This window comes from Clostridium sp. J1101437_171009_A5 (assembly GCF_015547905.1).
Classification (GTDB): domain Bacteria; phylum Bacillota; class Clostridia; order Oscillospirales; family Oscillospiraceae; genus Pseudoflavonifractor_A; species Pseudoflavonifractor_A gallinarum.
In genome coordinates this window covers 14,945-30,666 of the sequence record NZ_JADMVY010000012.1, presented here as the reverse complement: position 1 = coordinate 30,666, position 15,722 = coordinate 14,945, and the positions used below count along the sequence as shown (strand labels likewise).

The 15,722-nt window shown below is 60.8% G+C and carries 13 protein-coding genes and 1 pseudogene; 9 read left to right on the top strand and 5 right to left on the bottom strand.

All coding sequences use genetic code 11. The features are described 5' to 3' along the window. Positions 1 to 93: 93 nt before the first annotated feature. Complete coding sequence (gene nrdG / locus I2C21_RS14340; protein ID WP_101691913.1) at positions 94 to 621, bottom strand: anaerobic ribonucleoside-triphosphate reductase activating protein; 528 nt, start codon at positions 619 to 621, stop codon at positions 94 to 96. Between the two features lie 23 nt (positions 622 to 644). Next, the gene (nrdD, locus tag I2C21_RS14335) at positions 645 to 2,825 is read right to left on the bottom strand and encodes an anaerobic ribonucleoside-triphosphate reductase (protein ID WP_195279585.1); all 2,181 of its coding nucleotides are present in this window, start codon (positions 2,823 to 2,825) and stop codon (positions 645 to 647) included. Between the two features lie 559 nt (positions 2,826 to 3,384). Between nrdD and ilvD the strand changes: the two genes are divergently transcribed. Beyond that, positions 3,385 to 5,067, top strand: a complete 1,683-nt coding sequence (ilvD, locus tag I2C21_RS14330; RefSeq protein WP_193537296.1) for a dihydroxy-acid dehydratase — start codon at positions 3,385 to 3,387, stop codon at positions 5,065 to 5,067. Between the two features lie 341 nt (positions 5,068 to 5,408). On the opposite strand, the gene I2C21_RS14325 is transcribed toward ilvD, so the two are convergent. The 3 genes from I2C21_RS14325 to I2C21_RS14315 form a co-directional block, all read right to left on the bottom strand. Further along, entirely contained in the window at positions 5,409 to 6,539 is a 1,131-nt protein-coding gene (locus I2C21_RS14325) for a DUF4317 domain-containing protein (RefSeq protein WP_186963356.1), read from the bottom strand. 238 nt (positions 6,540 to 6,777) lie between these two features. Next, positions 6,778 to 7,920 (bottom strand): HAMP domain-containing sensor histidine kinase, encoded by a 1,143-nt coding sequence (locus I2C21_RS14320; protein WP_195279584.1) that lies wholly within the window; start codon positions 7,918 to 7,920, stop codon positions 6,778 to 6,780. Continuing rightward, positions 7,917 to 8,591 (bottom strand): response regulator transcription factor, encoded by a 675-nt coding sequence (locus tag I2C21_RS14315; RefSeq protein WP_195279583.1) that lies wholly within the window; start codon positions 8,589 to 8,591, stop codon positions 7,917 to 7,919. The genes I2C21_RS14320 and I2C21_RS14315 overlap by 4 nt, the downstream gene beginning before the upstream one ends. Before the next feature lie 132 nt (positions 8,592 to 8,723). Here I2C21_RS14315 and I2C21_RS14310 point away from each other — a divergent pair, with 132 nt between their 5' ends. From I2C21_RS14310 to I2C21_RS14280, 8 genes and pseudogenes are all read left to right on the top strand, one after another. Beyond that, on the top strand, positions 8,724 to 9,398 hold the full coding sequence (locus I2C21_RS14310; RefSeq protein ID WP_195279582.1) for a hypothetical protein: 675 nt from the start codon (positions 8,724 to 8,726) through the stop codon (positions 9,396 to 9,398). 13 nt (positions 9,399 to 9,411) lie between these two features. Beyond that, on the top strand, positions 9,412 to 9,543 hold the full coding sequence (locus I2C21_RS17685) for a CD1871A family CXXC motif-containing protein (RefSeq protein WP_252192538.1): 132 nt from the start codon (positions 9,412 to 9,414) through the stop codon (positions 9,541 to 9,543). Next, a pseudogene (locus tag I2C21_RS14305) lies at positions 9,536 to 10,413 on the top strand (4Fe-4S binding protein). Before I2C21_RS17685 ends, I2C21_RS14305 begins: the two are co-directional and overlap by 8 nt. After that, positions 10,406 to 10,939, top strand: a complete 534-nt coding sequence (locus I2C21_RS14300) for a peroxiredoxin family protein (RefSeq protein WP_195279581.1) — start codon at positions 10,406 to 10,408, stop codon at positions 10,937 to 10,939. Before I2C21_RS14305 ends, I2C21_RS14300 begins: the two are co-directional and overlap by 8 nt. A 120-nt stretch (positions 10,940 to 11,059) precedes the next feature. Then, positions 11,060 to 11,677, top strand: a complete 618-nt coding sequence (catA, locus tag I2C21_RS14295; protein WP_101691922.1) for a type A chloramphenicol O-acetyltransferase — start codon at positions 11,060 to 11,062, stop codon at positions 11,675 to 11,677. Between the two features lie 72 nt (positions 11,678 to 11,749). Continuing rightward, positions 11,750 to 12,307, top strand: a complete 558-nt coding sequence (locus I2C21_RS14290; RefSeq protein ID WP_195279580.1) for a DNA-3-methyladenine glycosylase I — start codon at positions 11,750 to 11,752, stop codon at positions 12,305 to 12,307. Positions 12,308 to 12,336: 29 nt separating this feature from the next. After that, the gene (locus I2C21_RS14285; RefSeq protein WP_195279579.1) at positions 12,337 to 12,963 is read left to right on the top strand and encodes a GNAT family N-acetyltransferase; all 627 of its coding nucleotides are present in this window, start codon (positions 12,337 to 12,339) and stop codon (positions 12,961 to 12,963) included. 281 nt (positions 12,964 to 13,244) lie between these two features. Further along, a complete protein-coding gene (locus I2C21_RS14280; protein WP_195279578.1) occupies positions 13,245 to 15,629 on the top strand; it encodes a LuxR C-terminal-related transcriptional regulator in 2,385 nt (794 codons plus the stop codon). The last annotated feature ends 93 nt before the right edge of the window (positions 15,630 to 15,722 follow it).

Below are 15,722 nucleotides of genomic sequence, written 5' to 3'. Positions count from 1 at the left end.
GAACAGGGGCAATGCATTAGGAGAGTACAGGAAAAAAGGGTCCGCCGGGGAACAGTGACCTGTCCCGGCGGACCCTTTGCAGAGGTTGAACATTCAGTTGTCGTCGCTCCACAGGACCACGGTCCCGGCTGCGCGGGAGCGATTGAGATCGATGAGACGCTGGTTGGAGGAGCCGCGGAAACGCAGGGTAATGTCCTTCTTCTCCTCCACAAATTCCCCGTCCACCAGTACGTCGATGAGAGAGAGCATCTCGTCGGTGACCTCGCACCGGGCCCGGCTCTCGCCCAAAAGCTCGGTATCATAGACGTATCCGGAGAAGGCCCAGATATCCTTGTCCGGGAAGCGCGCCTTGACCCGGCGCAGGAAGGGGAGGAGGGCACGCTGATTGTCCGGCTCAAAGGGCTCTCCGCCCAGGAGGGTGAGCCCGTTCATATAGGAAGGGGAGAGGTCCTCCAGAATGGCGTCCTCCACCGCGGGGGTGAAGGGCTGGCCGTAGTGGAAGTCCTGGGCCTCCTCATTGAAGCAGCCCTTGCAGTGGTGGGTACAGCCGGAGACAAAGAGGGAGACCCGCACGCCGATGCCGTTGGCGATGTCCCGCCGTTTGATAGCGGCGTAGTTCATAGCGATCCGTCCTTTCCGGTGCCTTACAGGTGGAGCACTCGCTCCTTGATCTCCTGAGTGCGGCCCTGATTCCAGTACTGGGTGCCGATATAGCCGCAGGTGCGGCGGGCCACGTTCATCTTGTCCTGGTTGCGGTTGTGGCAGTGGGGGCACTCCCAGACCAGCTTGCCGTCCTCGTCGGTGACGATGCTGATCTCGCCGTCATAGCCGCAGACCTGGCAGTAGTCGCTCTTGGTGTTGAGCTCGGCATACATGATGTTGTCGTAGATGAACTGCATGAGCTGGAGCACGGCCTCCAGATTGTTCTGCATGTTGGGCACTTCCACATAGCTGATGGCGCCGCCGGGGGAGAGGGTCTGGAACTGGGCCTCAAAGGAGAGCTTCTGGAAGGCGTCGATCTCCTCCGTGACGTGGACATGGTAGCTGTTGGTGATATAGGCCTTGTCGGTCACGCCGGGGATGATGCCGAAGCGCTTCTGGAGGCACTTGGCAAAGCGGTAGGTGGTGGACTCCATGGGGGTGCCATAGAGGGAGAAGTCCATGTGCTCCTTGGCCTTCCAGCGGGCGGTGGCCTGGTTCATGTGCTCCATGACCGCCAGAGCGAAGGGGGTGGCCTCGGGATCGGTGTGGGACTTGCCGGTCATGTACTTGACGCACTCGTAGAGGCCGGCGTAGCCCAGGGAGATGGTGGAGTAGCCGTTGTAGAGGAGCTTGTCGATGGGCTCGCCCTTCTGCAGGCGGGCGATGGCGCCGTACTGCCACAGGATGGGGGCGGCGTCCGAGAGGGTGCCCTTGAGGCGGTTGTGGCGGCACATGAGGGCCCGGTAGCACAGGTCCAGGCGCTCGTCAAAGACCTTCCAGAAGGCGTCCATGTCCCCGCCGGAGGAGAGGGCCACGTCCACCAGGTTGATGGTGACCACGCCCTGGTTGAAGCGGCCGTAGTACTTGGGCTTGCCGGTCTCGGGGTCCACATAGGGGGTGAGGAAGGAGCGGCAGCCCATGCAGGTGTAGCAGTGGCCCTCGCCGTTCTGGTCCACCTTGTTCTGGAGCATGATCTTTTCCGAGATATAGTCGGGCACCAGGCGCTTGGCGGTGCACTTGGCGGCCAGCTTGGTCAGGTAGTAGTAGGGGGTGCCGGGACGGACGTTGTCCTCCTCCAGCACATAGATGAGCTTGGGGAAGGCGGGGGTGACCCAGACGCCCACCTCGTTCTTCACGCCCTGGTAGCGCTGATTGAGGGTCTCCTCGATGATGAGGGCCAGGTCCTTTTTCTCCTGCTCGTTCTTGGCCTCGCCCAGGTACATGAACACGGTGATGAAGGGGGCCTGTCCGTTGGTGGTCATCAGGGTGACCACCTGGTACTGGATGGTCTGCACGCCCCGGCGGATCTCCTCCCGCAGGCGCTTCTCCACGATCTTGTGGACCACGTCGGGGTCGGTGGAGCCGCCGCAGATGGCCAGATCGGCCAGCACTTCGGCCAGGATCTTCTTGCGGGAGACGTCCACGAAGGGGGCCAGGTGGGCCAGGGAGATGGACTGTCCGCCGTACTGGTTGGAGGCCACCTGGGCGATGATCTGGGTGGCGATGTTGCAGGCGGTGGAGAAGCTGTGGGGCTTTTCGATCATGGTGCCGGTGATGACGGTGCCGTTCTGAAGCATGTCCTCCAGGTTGACCAGATCGCAGTTGTGCATGTGCTGGGCGTAGTAGTCCATGTCGTGGAAGTGGATGATGCCGGCCTCATGGGCCTCCACGATCTCCCGGGGGAGGAGGTGACGCTTGGTGATATCCTTGGATACCTCGCCGGCCATGTAGTCCCGCTGGACCGAGTTGACGGTGGGGTTCTTGTTGGAGTTCTCCTGCTTGGCCTCCTCGTTGTTGCACTCGATGAGGGAGAGGATCTGATCGTCGGTGGTGTTTGCCGACCGGCGGAGATTGTGGTCATAGCGGTAACGGATGTAGTGCTTGGCCGTCTCGTAAGCGCCGTCCTTCATGAGCTCGGTCTCCACCATCTCCTGGACCTCTTCCACAGAGGGAGCCCGGCCCATCCGGAGGCAGTCGGCCTCGATTTTTTGCGCAATGGCCTCGATCTGCTCCTCGGTGAGTTCCGGAATGGTAGAGGCGGCCCGGCTGGCCTTGGTGACAGCGGCGACGATTTTCTCCCGGTCAAACAGGGCCTCGGCGCCGCTTCGCTTCATGATCTTCATATTTGCGCTCGCTCCTCTTACGTATCTATTTGGACCGCCCGCCGCCTCAGCGGCGGACATAGCGGCCCATGAAAAGAGGCAATCTCCCACACACAAGATCTTGGGGGGAGAATGCCCTCGAACTGGAAAACTGTGTACATTATATAGTGCCTGTTTTGAAAAAGCAACCCATATTTAGCGTTGGGAAGGAATCGAGGGGCGAGGCGCAGTCAATTTGCATGAAGGGGAGAAAAACCATGCCGCAGGAAGGGGTTGCGGTCTTATGACCGGGGAAATGACCCGTCGGTGGACCGGAAAAGAGATAGGCCCATGGATGGAAAAACAGCAAATCGACGGAAGTGAAAAAGAGGGTTGACACACGCCCCAAAACAGGGGGAGTAGACATAACCATATATAATGTGTCAAGCACCCCCAAAAATTTTATGAGAAAGGGAAAAAGAGCGGTTGACGCGGCGGGGCGAGAATGTTACTATATCAAATGTCAAATTCGCATATATAAAAACGATTCGTATATCGGAATTTTGTGAGAGATAAACGGATGCAGAGAGGAGAATGTATAATGCATCGCAGTGAGAAAATTCTGCGCGGAATCGACAACCAGTACTACAGAGCGACTTACAAGTCCATGGGCTTTACGACCGAAGATCTGAAGCGGCCCATCATCGGCATCGCCAATGCCTGGAGCGAGTGTGTGCCCGGACACTTCAATCTCCGGCAGGTGGCCCAGCGGGTCAAGGACGGCATTTACCGGGCCGGCGGTACGCCGGTGGAGTTCGGCGTGATCGGCGGCTGTGACGGTATGGCCCAGGGACACGACGGCATGCACTATATCCTGCCCTCCCGTGAGATCATTGCCAACTCGGTGGAGTCCATGGCCCAGATCAACCTCTTTGACGCCATCGTGCTGCTGGGCTCCTGCGACAAGATCGTGCCCGGCCTGCTGATGGCGGCCGCCCGTCTGGACATCCCCTGCATCCTGCTGCCCGGCGGACCCATGGAGGGCGGCATCGTGTTCGACGGCCGTCAGTCCGACCAGACCTCCAGCGCCGAGGCCTACGGCATGCTCTCGGCCAACAAGATCACCGAGGAGGAGTATAAGGTGCTGGAGGAGTGCTCCTGCCCCACCTGCGGCTCCTGCTCCTACCTGGGCACCGCCAACACCATGTGCTCCCTCTCCGAGGCTCTGGGCATGACCCTGCCCGACGGCGGTATCGTTCCTGCCTCCTCGGCTGCCCGTCTGGCCGTGGCGGAGGAGACCGGCATCAAGATCATGGAGCTGCTGGAGAAGGGCATCACCTCCCGGAAGATCATCACCAATGAGAGCATCCGCAACGCCATCAAGGTGTGCCTGGCCATGAGCGGCTCCACCAACGCGGTGATGCACCTGACCGCCATTGCCCACGAGGCTGAGCTGGACATCGACGTGCTGGAGGAGTTCGGCACCCTGTCCAAGACCACGCCCCAGGTGGCCAAGATCAACCCCGCCTCCAAGTACAACATGGTGGACTTCTACCGGGCCGGCGGCGTGGTGCGCCTGATGAGCGAGATGTCCTCCATCCTGGACACTGACCAGATGACGGTCAGCGGCAAGACCGTGGCCGAGAACATCGCCGGCCACCGCTACCTCTATCCGGTGGACCGCCGGGTCATCCGCACTCTGGACGATCCCTTCGGCTACACCGGCGGCGTGGCCGTGCTGCGGGGCAACCTGGCCCCCGACACCGGCATCACCAAGCCCGGCGCCTTTGACAAGAGCCTGCATCACTTTGTGGGCGAGGCCATCTGCTTCGACTCCGAGGAGGAGGCCGAGGAGGCCATCATCGCCGGCAAGGTGCGGGAGGGCCACGTGGTGGTCATCCGCTACGAGGGCCCCAAGGGCGGCCCCGGCATGCGCGAGATGTTCAAGGCCATGAAGTACCTCTATGGCCGCGGCCTGGCTCTGACCACCGCGCTGATCACCGACGGCCGGTTCTCGGGCACCAACAACGGCTGCTTCGTGGGACACATCTCTCCCGAGGCGGCTGAGGGCGGCCCCATCGCCATCGTGCAGGACGGCGACAAGATCGAGATCGACGTGGACAACAGCAGCCTGAACCTGCTGGTCAGCGAGGAGGAGATCGCCGAGCGCCTCAAGCGCTGGAAGCGTCCCGAGCCCAAGTTCAAGAAGGGCTATCTGGGCCTGTACTGCAAGCTGGCGGCCTCCGGCGCGAAGGGCGCTATCATGGATTACAGCCTGCTGTAAGACAAATCAGACCGAAATACACAGCCAAAAGGGCCGGAATGCGATCTGCATTCCGGCCCTCAGGCTGTCGATAAAGTGTATTTCTGCGATTTGTGCAGCAAGAGCCTCGCAGAGTTTCGCCGTCCGCAGACGGCGGAAGAGTGTCAAATCGTGTTTTCCGGCGGCATGTACGTCGGAAAACACACTTCTCAGGCCACAAGTGTGCGAGCGAAAGCGAGTGCGCGCAGCGGCCTGCACCCCCTCGAAAAAATGCTTGCATTTTTGAGAAGCATGTCGAAGTTTTTCGACATGCTGGAGGACCGGAATGCGATCTGCATTCCGGCCCTTTTTTGCACTTCATATCAGGGAATGTGGATATTCACGCCGTTGACCTCCACGCCCTCGTCGGCGCGGATGAGGATGTACTTGACGCCGTTGATGACCCGGGTCTCCACCAGATCGCCCCGCTCCGGGTTGACCCGGATGGTGACGTTGGGGGTGCGCACCTCAAAGCGCTTGGGGTCCACCAGGTTCTGGGGGGGCAGCTGGGTGTCCGAGCCGAAATGGGTGTCGAACTTGGTGTCGAAGAGGGCCATCTGGGTCTCGTTGACGCCGCAGGAGCCGAGTATCTGCTTGACCATGTCCTTGGTCATGACCAGAGGCTCCTCCTCCTTGTTGAGCTTGTGGGCCTCGATGAGGTCCCGGATCTGCTCATGGACGGCCTGGACCGCATCAAAGCTGCAATCGTCCTCCAGGGTCTCCTCCAGAATGCTCTGGAAGGCCTCCTTCTGCTCGTCGGCGGGCATGGGGAGGGTGCGGGAGAACACGGCCTCCACGAACGAGGCGTGGTTCTCGGCGCTGTTGCGGGTGTAGTAGAGGGTGTTATAGAGGTTGGTGCTCCGGTCGTCAAAGGAGGGGAAGATGAAGCCCAGCTCCGGGGCCGAGACCAGCCAGTCGGAGGTGCGGTTGTGGAAGGCATTTTCCGCCACATAGTAGCTCAGGGCGGGCTTGGTCAGCTTGATGGGGCAGACGCTGCACAGAATGTAGGAAAAGACCTCGGAGGAGGCGTCGGCCTGGGTATCCCCGTCCTTGGAGCGGTAGGGGACATCGTAGGTGTCGTGGGCCAACAGGATGAGATAATTTCCCTCCAGCGCGGCGGACTGAATGACCTTCTGGAAGAAGGTGTCCACCGCCTCCTCATCCTTCAGGGAGGAGTCACGCAGAGCCATGAGCAGACGGTGCTCCTCACTGCTGACCACCTGCTGGGTGTCAAAGGCCAGATCGATCAGATTTTTGCCCAGGCTTCCGCTGAGGGTGCGCTTGAGGATGGAGAGAAAGGTGTCGGTCTCCTCCTCGGACATCATGGCGAGAGACTGGTCGAAGCGGGCGACGATCTCCTGATTTTCATTCACATAGCAGCCGCGGATATGGGTGATATTGCTCTTGTCCTTGCGAAAGCGGCGGCGGATTTCAGCAACTTCTTTTTCGTTCATAGGGAACCTTCCTTCTATCTATCATCGGTCAATGGAATGCGGCAGAGAAGGTAAGAGGACAGTGTCACAGAACATGAAACATCCCCACCTCGTGGGAGAGGTGAGGGGGTAGGGCCGGCTTGTGCGGCGGTTTCTCATGCGCAGATGGAGTGCTTCAGACCTTCGTGATTCCGGACCGATCCGGGTCCTCCCGGATCGGTCCTATCATTTTACCATATGGGAGCGGACTTTTGCATCATCAAATTTTACACTGCGCCTCCTCCGGGCAGGGCAGCACCAGGAGAAAGCGGCTTCCACCGCCCTGGACCGCCTCCGCCCGCACGCTGCCGCTGTGGAGCTCCGCAATGGCCCGCACCAGGGAGAGGCCCAGCCCGGCCCCGACCAGCTGCCGGGAGCGGGATTTGTCCACCCGGAAAAAGGGCTCAAAGATCTGCTCCCGGAACTCCGGAGGGATTCCAGGGCCCTCGTCGCAGACCTCCACCTGGGCATATGCTCCCGCGCGCGTGGCCCGGACGGTCACGGTCCCGCCGGGACGGTTGTATTTGACGGCGTTTTCCATGAGATTGAAGAGGGCGCGCTCCAGCAGGATGGCATTTCCCAATACCGTTACAGGTTCGCGCTCCAGTTGGATGGCAATGTTCTGCGCCCGGGCCGCCTCCTCCAGGGTCCCGGCCACCTGGGTGAGCAGCTGGGAGAGATCCACGCGCGCGCCGCGCTCCAGATCGTCCAAGTTGGTGAGGGAGAGAAGGTCGTTCACCAGAGCGGAGAGCCGCTCCGTCTGCTCCTCCAGTACGTCCAGCAGCGCGGCCGTCTCGGGCGTGGTGCACAGCCCCTTCTTCCGGAAGAGGGCCATGCGGGTCTTGAGCACAGCCAGGGGCGTGCGCAGCTCATGGGCGGCACACTGGGCAAACTGCTTTTGCTGCTGGAAGGCCCGGCTGAGGTTTTGGGACATCTGGTTGAAGGAAACCGTCAGTCCGGCCACCTCGTCCCCGCTGGCGGGCACGGGAAGAGGGGTGTCCAGGTCGGAGGCGGTCCGGCTGCGGATCTGTTCGTCCAGCCGGCGCAGGGGGGCGAGTGCCTTCCCAGTGAGCCAGTAGACCATCAGGCAACTGCTCACCACGATGATCCCCATGGCGACCACGCTCTGCATCCGGAAGGTCTCCCGGGCGGGGCGGCTGACCGCCGCCATGGGGAGCTGGGAGAGCGCTCCCGTCTCGCATGCGCCGATCGCCTGGGCCGGCTGAAGGGGGGTGGCCTCAATGGCGTCGGCCATCTCATAGGCAGAGTAAGTATGGCTGACAGTCAGCAGCAGGCAGCACACGGCCAGCAGCACGCCGCAGACCAGCGTCACCCGCAGACGCAGAGAGATCTTCCGGCTCAAGTCCTCACCTCCAGACGGTATCCCTGTCCGATCTTGGTCACGATGGGGTCATAGCCCAGGGCGGTGCGCAGCTTTTTCCGCAGGGAGGAGATGTGCATCCGCACCGCGTGGCTGAAGGGGTTGGAGTCGGCCTCCCAGATGTGCTCCAGGAGCTCCTCCTGGCTGACCGCCTGCCCCGCCCGGAGCATGAGATACTCCAGGATCCCAAACTCCTTGCGGGTCAGGGAGAGGGGGAGACCCTCGGCGGAGATTTCCCTCCGCTGGGTATCCAGCGTGAGTGGCCCCACCACGAGGGCCGTATCCCGGGAGGCAAAATCCCGGCGCAGCAGGGCGCGCACCCGGGCCTCCAGTTCCTCCAGGGCAAAGGGCTTGGTGAGGTAGTCGTCCGCCCCCAGGTCCAGTCCGGCCACCCGGTCGGCCAGGGTGCTCCGGGCGGACAGGATGAGCACCCGCAGCTCGGGCTTTTCCCTGCGGACCGCCCGCAGGATATCCAGCCCGTCCATGCCGGGCAGGTTCAGATCCAAAATCACCAGATCGTAGGACTCCACCAGAATGCGCTCCCAGGCCTCCAGACCGTCATAGCAGCGCTCCACGGTGTAGCGCTCCAGCTCCAGGTCCTCGGCAATGTCGTCGCACAGCTGGCGCTCGTCCTCTACCACGAAAATCTTCATCACAAAACTCCTGCTGTTTTTCTCCTATGGTAACACAGTCCCGGTCAAATCTGTGTCAAGAACTTGACAGGGATTTGACACGCTCTATGGTATCATGTCCGGCGTCAAATGAAAACACAGGAGGAATCCCCAATGAAACAAAACGCGATTCTGGCCGGCGCGCTGGCGCTGTGCCTGACCCTCTCCGCCTGCGGGAGCAAGGCCCCCAGCCCGGAGGAAGTGGAGGCGGCCATCCGCGACGGCTCGGTGACCATCGAGGACGCACTGGACAAGGGCTGGATCACCCAGGAGTGGGCGGACAGCTATCTGGAAGAGCGCTCGGTCCCTGCGGCGGACAAAATGGCCGTGAACAAGGTGGGCGCATTTGAGACGGAGACCCTGACCGGAGAGACCTACACCGGGGCGGATCTTCCGGACACCGCCTTTCTGGTCTTTCTGGACCCGGAGGACCCCGGAGCCGCGGACTTCTACACCGGACTGGTGGACGCGGTGGAGGATGTCCGCGCCGCGGGGGCGGACATCGTGGTGTGCAGCAAGGGGGACATGGACCACGAGCTGTTCCAGGACGCACCCTTCCCGGTGGTGGCCTACAACGAGTCCATGCAGGAGGCGCTGGCCCAGAATGACGAGATGGCCTCGGAGATCCCCTGTGTGGGCGTGTGGTATGTGAACGGCTCCCTGATCTCCGCCTGGACTTCCCAGGTGGAGGCGGAGGATCTGGCGGCCTCCGCGCCCAGCTTTGTCGCCATGGCCCAGGAGGACGACCCCTCCGGGGAGGATGGGATGGCCGCCGCTGCGATGGGATGAGAGGAGCGGGACGATGAAGAAGATCCCGGTCTGCCTTCTGTTGGCTGCGGGTGTCCTGATCGCTGCGGGCATCCTGCGCGGGGAAACGGCCACCGTCTGGAACAAGGGCATCAATCTGTGTCTGGAGTGTGTGGGCATTGGCTAAACAACGGAAAACAAGCGGACGGTGGAAGATCCAGGCGGCGGCAGCCCTGGCTTCCAACCCCTTTCTGCTCCATTTTTTCAGCGGGAAATTATACCGGGGGCGGCTGAAAAGCCTCTGTGTGCCCGGACTCAACTGCTACTCCTGCCCGGCGGCGGCGGGCTCCTGCCCCATTGGATCGCTGCAGGCGGTCATCGGCGCGCCGAAATACCAGGTGTCCTACTCTATATCATGGGAATCCTGCTCTTCTTCGGCGTCCTGCTGGGGCGGGCGGTGTGCGGGTTTCTGTGCCCCTTCGGGTGGTTTCAGGAGCTGCTCCATAAGATCCCCACGAAAAAGTTTGGGACCCGCCGGCTGCACTGGCTGACCTATCTGAAATACGGCATCCTGGTCCTCTTTGTGATCGTGCTGCCCATGACGGTGGTCAATGAGGTGGGACTGGCCGACCCATTTTTCTGCAAGTACATCTGCCCCGCCGGGATTCTGGAGGGGGGCATTCCCCTGGCACTGGCCAACGAGAGCATCCGGGCCAGCCTGGGGGCGCTGTTCACCTGGAAGAGCTGTATCCTCCTGGGTGTCATCCTGCTGGCCGTCTTTTTCTACCGGCCCTTCTGCAAGTGGATCTGTCCTCTGGGGGCCTTTTACGGCCTGTTTCACAAGGTCTCCCTCTACCGCCTGTCGGTGGATGGGGAGAAGTGTACTGCCTGCGGCGTGTGCAGCCGCGTGTGCGGCATGGATGTGGACGTGTTCCGCCATCCCAACCACGCCGAATGCATTCGGTGCGGGGACTGCATCCGGGCCTGCCCCCACCAGGCCATCCAGAGACAGGCCCCCTGGATCATGAACGAAAAAAGGAGCACAAACCATGGATAAAAGAATTGCTACCCTTCTGACCACGGCCCTGGTTCTGGGGCTGAGCGCCTGTTCCTCTTCCGACGAACTGGTCTCCAAGACGCCGTTTCCCACCTTCTCCGAGGTGGACACCGAGGGAAATGAGGTGACGAACGACATCTTTTCCGAGTACGACGCCACCATCGTCAACTTCTGGAACAACGGCTGCGGCACCTGCATCGAGGAGATGCCCGAGCTGGAGGAGTATTTCCAGGATTTTCAGGAGAAGAACATCAATCTCATCGGCGTGGCGTCCGATTCCGGCGAGAGTGAGGAGCAGCTGGAGACCGCCCGGAAGATTTTGAAGGAAAAAGGGGTCACCTACACTAATCTCTCCCCGGACCCAGACCAGGCGCTCTATACGGACTTCATCTCCCAGCTGGCGGGATACCCCACCACATACGTGATCGACAGCGAGGGCAATATCGTCGGCGCGCCCATCATCGGGAACGTAAAAGCCCAGGAGGACACCCTGAACGCCCGCCTGGAGCAGGCCATGGACGGCTGAGTCCCTGGCGGTCAGGCCGAAAAACCGGGTCATATCCGTCGTCTGGACTGGTATGACCCGGTTTCTATGCTATAATAATAGATCAGAGACAAGAGAAGGAAAACTGGAGGCGGGAGCAACATGGAGTTTATACCGGTCGATCTGGACACCTGGGCCCGAAAGGAGCACTTTGAGCACTACTTTCACCAGGTGCCCTGCACATACAGCATGACGACAAAGCTGGACATCACGCCGCTCATCGAGGCAAAGGAGCGGCTTTATCCGGCCATGCTCTACCGGATCGCAAAGGCGGTCAATCAGTATCAGGAGTTTCGCATGGACCTGGGGCCCGACGGGACGCTGGGATTTTATACGGAAATGCATCCCTGCTACACGATTTTCCACCGGGACAGCGAGACTTTTTCCAATCTGTGGACTGAATACACCGACGATTACGGGGCCTTCTGCCGGGCCTATCAGCAAGATCTGGAGCAGTTCGGAAGCTGTAAGGACATGATGGCAAAGCCGGACGTGCCGGTCAACACCTTCCCGGTCTCCATGGTCCCGTGGGAGAGCTTTGAGGGATTCAACCTGAACCTGCAAAACGGCTACCGCTACCTGCCCCCCATTTTTACCATGGGGAAATACCAGCGAGACGAGCGCGGCGTGTGGCTGCCGCTGTCCATTCAGGTAAATCACGCGGTCTGCGACGGCTTCCACGTCTGCCGGTTCATCGCTGCGCTGCGGGAGATGATCTGAAGAGCTTCCACCCTGCGGTCAGACGGACGGAATTCCCCGCACGGAATGGAGAAAGAAATGGAGCGTGGTCATATGACGGAAAAAATCAGATGCAGCTGGGCCAATCCCAAGAATCCGCTCTATATCCGCTACCACGATGAGGAGTGGGGCATTCCCGTCCATGACGACCGGAGGCTGTTTGAAATGCTGGTCTTGGAGGGCTTTCAGGCGGGCCTCTCCTGGGAGTGCATCCTCAACAAGCGGGAGGCATTCCGCCGGGCCTTTGACGGCTTTGATCTGGAGAAGGTCTGTGAGTACGACGCGGAAAAGCTGGAGGCACTGAGGCAGGATCCCGGCATTGTCCGGAACAGGCTGAAGATCCGCGCCGCGGTAAAGAACGCCAGGATTTTTCGGGACATGCAGCGGGAGTGGGGGAGCTTTGATCGCTACCTCTGGCACTGGACGGAGGGGAAGAGCATCCGTGAGACCGGACAGGTCCGCTCCGAACTGTCCGACGCGGTGTCTGAGGATCTGAAGCGGCGGGGCATGAAGTTCGTGGGGAGCGTCATCATCTACTCCTATCTGCAGGCGGTGGGCGTGATCGACTCCCATGAGGAGACCTGCTTTTGCAGGCAGGGAAAGAGAGCATAACTTCGACCGCACCATATCGAGGAGGAACTATGAGACAGGACAATATCATCATCCGCCGGGAAACACCGGCGGACTACGCTGCCGTAGAACATCTCACCCGGGAGGCCTTCTGGAACGTATACCGCCCCGGCTGCCTGGAGCACTATGTGGTCCATGTGCTGCGCCGGGACCCGGACTTTGTGCCCGAGCTGGACCTGGTCATGGAGCGGGACGGAGTGCTCATCGGCCATGTGCTGTATATGCGCGCCAAAATTGTGGCCGATGACGGCCGGGAGATCCCCATGATGACCTTCGGGCCCATCAGCATCCGCCCGGACCTCCAGCGGCAGGGATTGGGCAAATATCTGCTGGACGAGTCCATGGAGCGGGCCAGGGAGTTGGGGGCGGGGGCCCTGTGCATCGAGGGCAACATCGACTTCTACGGCAAGTCCGGCTTTGTAGTGGCCGGGACCCGGGGCGTCCACTACCACGGGGAGCCGGAGCAGGAGATCGTCCCCTATGTCCTGCTCAGGGAGCTCCAGCCGGACTTTTTGAAGGGCATCACCGGGGTCTACCACACGCCGAAGGGCTACTATGTGGATGAGGCCGCGGCGGAGGAATTTGACCGGAACTTCCCGCCCAAGGAAAAATTAAGGCTGCCGGGACAGCTGTTTTGATCCGGGCGCATGTGAAGATCGGCCGCAGGAAAAACTGCGGCCGATGTTTCATATAGGGCGGATCGGAGTGCATGGAAAGGAACGATTCCGAAGACGGAAGGCGCCTCTGCCGCAGCCGCACAGCGCTGCCCGCTTCCCCAAAATCCCCCTTTCGAGGGAGTGACAAGGCCCCCCTTTTTTCCTATAATAAAAGATAGGAACGGGGTGAGCAAATGGATACGCTCTATTTTTCGCAAGATATCCAACAGAAACTTTCTCACATCTATCAAAGCAGTCTGACCATGATCGAAGCGCCTGCGGGCTATGGGAAAAGCACGGCGGTCCGCTGGGCCATGCGGGAGATTCCTCACGAGCAGGTCCACTGGTTCACAGCGGTGAGCTTTTTGCAGGACACCAGTCTGGACTGGTTTATCCGGCAGATCGGCACCCTGGACGCGGACGCAGGCGCCGCACTGCGGGGGCTTGGCTTTCTGAACCGCAGCAATGTCAGCGCCGCTGCGGACATCCTGGCCCGCCTTTCGGTCTCCTCACCCTGCTATCTCATTTTGGACAATTTTCAGCTGATCGGCGACAACTGGCCGTTGCCCCTTCTGCAGGCGATAGCGGACCGGCCCCGGGATGGCCTGCATGTGGTGCTGATCTCCCAGAACTTTAAAAAGCTGCGGGCCGTCTTTGAAAGCAGCTCCGGCGTCTCCCGGCTGAATTCCCGGGATTTTCTGCTGGGCAAGAAGGACATCCTGCAATATGCCCAGCAGCTGGGCCTGAACCTGACCCGGCAGCAGGCCGACATGGTCTACCGCAATACCGAGGGCTGGGCCGCCGCGGTGGCCCTCTATTTGAAGAGCTTACAGGACAATCCCGACAAGCTGCCGGAATTTCACGATATGGACGGGCTGCTCCACGAATTTTTCTGGCGGAAAGTCTCCTGCAAGGAGCAGGAGATGCTGCTGCGCGTGGCGGTGTATGACTGCATCCAGGAGGAACAGCTGCCGGACATTGCCCCCGGTCAGGAGGCGGCTTTGCAGAACCTCCTGGTGCGCACGCCTCTCATGCACCACGACATCCGGGCCAGAACCAGCTACCCCCACGAGCTGCTGCGGCATTTCCTGCTGGAGATGCTGGAATCCATGCCCCCGGACTTCCGCTGTCAGGTCTACGAGGCCGCGGGCACCATCTACCGCCGGACCGGGAACAACAAAAAGGCGGTGGAGTGCTTTTTCCAGGCGGGCAACGACGAACAGCTGCTCTCTTGTGAGCTGGTGGGTCTCCTGGGGGAGACCTTCGGCTCGATCAGCTACACCGCCCTGGCCCGCAGGGTGCTGCAGCGCTGTCCCCGGGAGACATTGGCCCAATACCCGCTCTCCATGCTGCGGCTGTGCCTGGCCCTGTTTGCAGGTACGGATTTCCGGGGCTTTGAAGCCGCGCTGGAGGAGAGCCGGGAGATCCTGGCGGAAAACGGCAGCCGGCAGCTCATGGGGGAGTGGTATCTCCTCTCCGCCTTCCGGGAGTTTCCCGACATCCCCCGCATGAAGGCATGTTACCAGGAGGCTGCCGCCTGGATGAGCGAGCCCTCCCGGCTCTTCAACCGGCGGGAGCCTTATCTGTTCGGCACCACCTCCATGTGGTATCTCTTTTACCGCACACCGGGGAAGATGATGGAGATGGCGGAGGAGCTGCGGGACATGCTGGAGGTCTACAATCCCCTCACCGGCAATCACGGGGCCGGGGCCTACGAGCTCTACCTGGGCGAGGCCCTCAGCGTCCAGGGGCGGTTTGACGAGTCGGACATCTACGCCCACCGGGCGGCGCTGCTGTCGGAACAGTGGCAGAACGCCACGGTGACCTACGGCGCGGCCCTGCTGCTGGGCATCAACGCCATCTACCAGTCGGACATGATCTCCCTGCAGAAGGCCATCGAATATCTGGAGACCAAGGCCCTGGCCTATCCCTTTTTGCAGCACACCGCCATCAACACCCAGATGGCGGAGACCGTCCGTACCTATCTGCTGGGCCTCATGATGGAGCCGGACCGCTCCGCCGCCTGGGCCAGAGGGGCGGCGGACATGCTGGGGGACCTCACCTTTACGAACTTCATGGCCAAGACCAACCGCATCACCGACCTGATTTTGAAGAAGGAGTACAAGCGGGCCATTGCCAGCGTAGAGGCCTCCCTCCAGCTGGACAGCCGTCTCATCTCCCTGTCCACGCGCAATTTCATGTGTGTGGGCCTATCCCTGTGTTATCTGTCCATGGGGGCGATCCCCCGGGCGGCGGAGTGGCTGGAGCAGTCGCTGTCCCTGGCGGAGCAGGACAAAAACTATACATTCCTGGCCTGCTTCCGAAAGTATCTCTCGGTTTTGTTTCTGCTTCCCTCCATCAAAAAGAAGCATGAGACCGCCATCGCGGAGATCAAAGCCATGGAGATCCACTATACCAGGGCGGAGGAGAGCCGGATCTTTGCCATGCTGGAGAAGTACCCGGATCAGATGACCGAACTCAGCGAGCGGGAGCGGGAAGTGGCCCGGCTGGCGGCGGAGGGCCTGCGCAACAAGGAGATCGCTAAGCGCCTCTTCATCTCGGAGGAGACCGTGAAGAGCCATATCCGCAGTATCTTCAACAAGACCAACATCGACCGCCGGAGCAAACTGGTGGATCTTTTGAAATAACTCCCCCCAAAATCCCCCTTTCGGGGGATGTGCGCAGCATAGGAACTCGGTATGATAAATACAGAGTTCCTATGCTGTTATTTTTGTGCGAAA

Excerpts from the sequence above, each read along its gene's own strand:
- I2C21_RS14280 (WP_195279578.1), top strand. The coding sequence starts at position 13,245 with ATGATCGAAGCGCCTGCGGGCTATGGGAAAAGCACGGCGGTCCGCTGG.
- I2C21_RS14300 (WP_195279581.1), top strand. The coding sequence starts at position 10,406 with ATGGATAAAAGAATTGCTACCCTTCTGACCACGGCCCTGGTTCTGGGG.
- catA (WP_101691922.1), top strand. The coding sequence starts at position 11,060 with ATGGAGTTTATACCGGTCGATCTGGACACCTGGGCCCGAAAGGAGCAC.
- I2C21_RS14285 (WP_195279579.1), top strand. The coding sequence starts at position 12,337 with ATGAGACAGGACAATATCATCATCCGCCGGGAAACACCGGCGGACTAC.
- ilvD (WP_193537296.1), top strand. The coding sequence starts at position 3,385 with ATGCATCGCAGTGAGAAAATTCTGCGCGGAATCGACAACCAGTACTAC.
- I2C21_RS14290 (WP_195279580.1), top strand. The coding sequence starts at position 11,750 with ATGACGGAAAAAATCAGATGCAGCTGGGCCAATCCCAAGAATCCGCTC.
- nrdD (WP_195279585.1), bottom strand. The coding sequence starts at position 2,825 with ATGAAGATCATGAAGCGAAGCGGCGCCGAGGCCCTGTTTGACCGGGAG.
- I2C21_RS14310 (WP_195279582.1), top strand. The coding sequence starts at position 8,724 with ATGAAACAAAACGCGATTCTGGCCGGCGCGCTGGCGCTGTGCCTGACC.
- I2C21_RS14315 (WP_195279583.1), bottom strand. The coding sequence starts at position 8,591 with ATGAAGATTTTCGTGGTAGAGGACGAGCGCCAGCTGTGCGACGACATT.
- I2C21_RS17685 (WP_252192538.1), top strand. The coding sequence starts at position 9,412 with ATGAAGAAGATCCCGGTCTGCCTTCTGTTGGCTGCGGGTGTCCTGATC.
- I2C21_RS14325 (WP_186963356.1), bottom strand. The coding sequence starts at position 6,539 with ATGAACGAAAAAGAAGTTGCTGAAATCCGCCGCCGCTTTCGCAAGGAC.
- nrdG (WP_101691913.1), bottom strand. The coding sequence starts at position 621 with ATGAACTACGCCGCTATCAAACGGCGGGACATCGCCAACGGCATCGGC.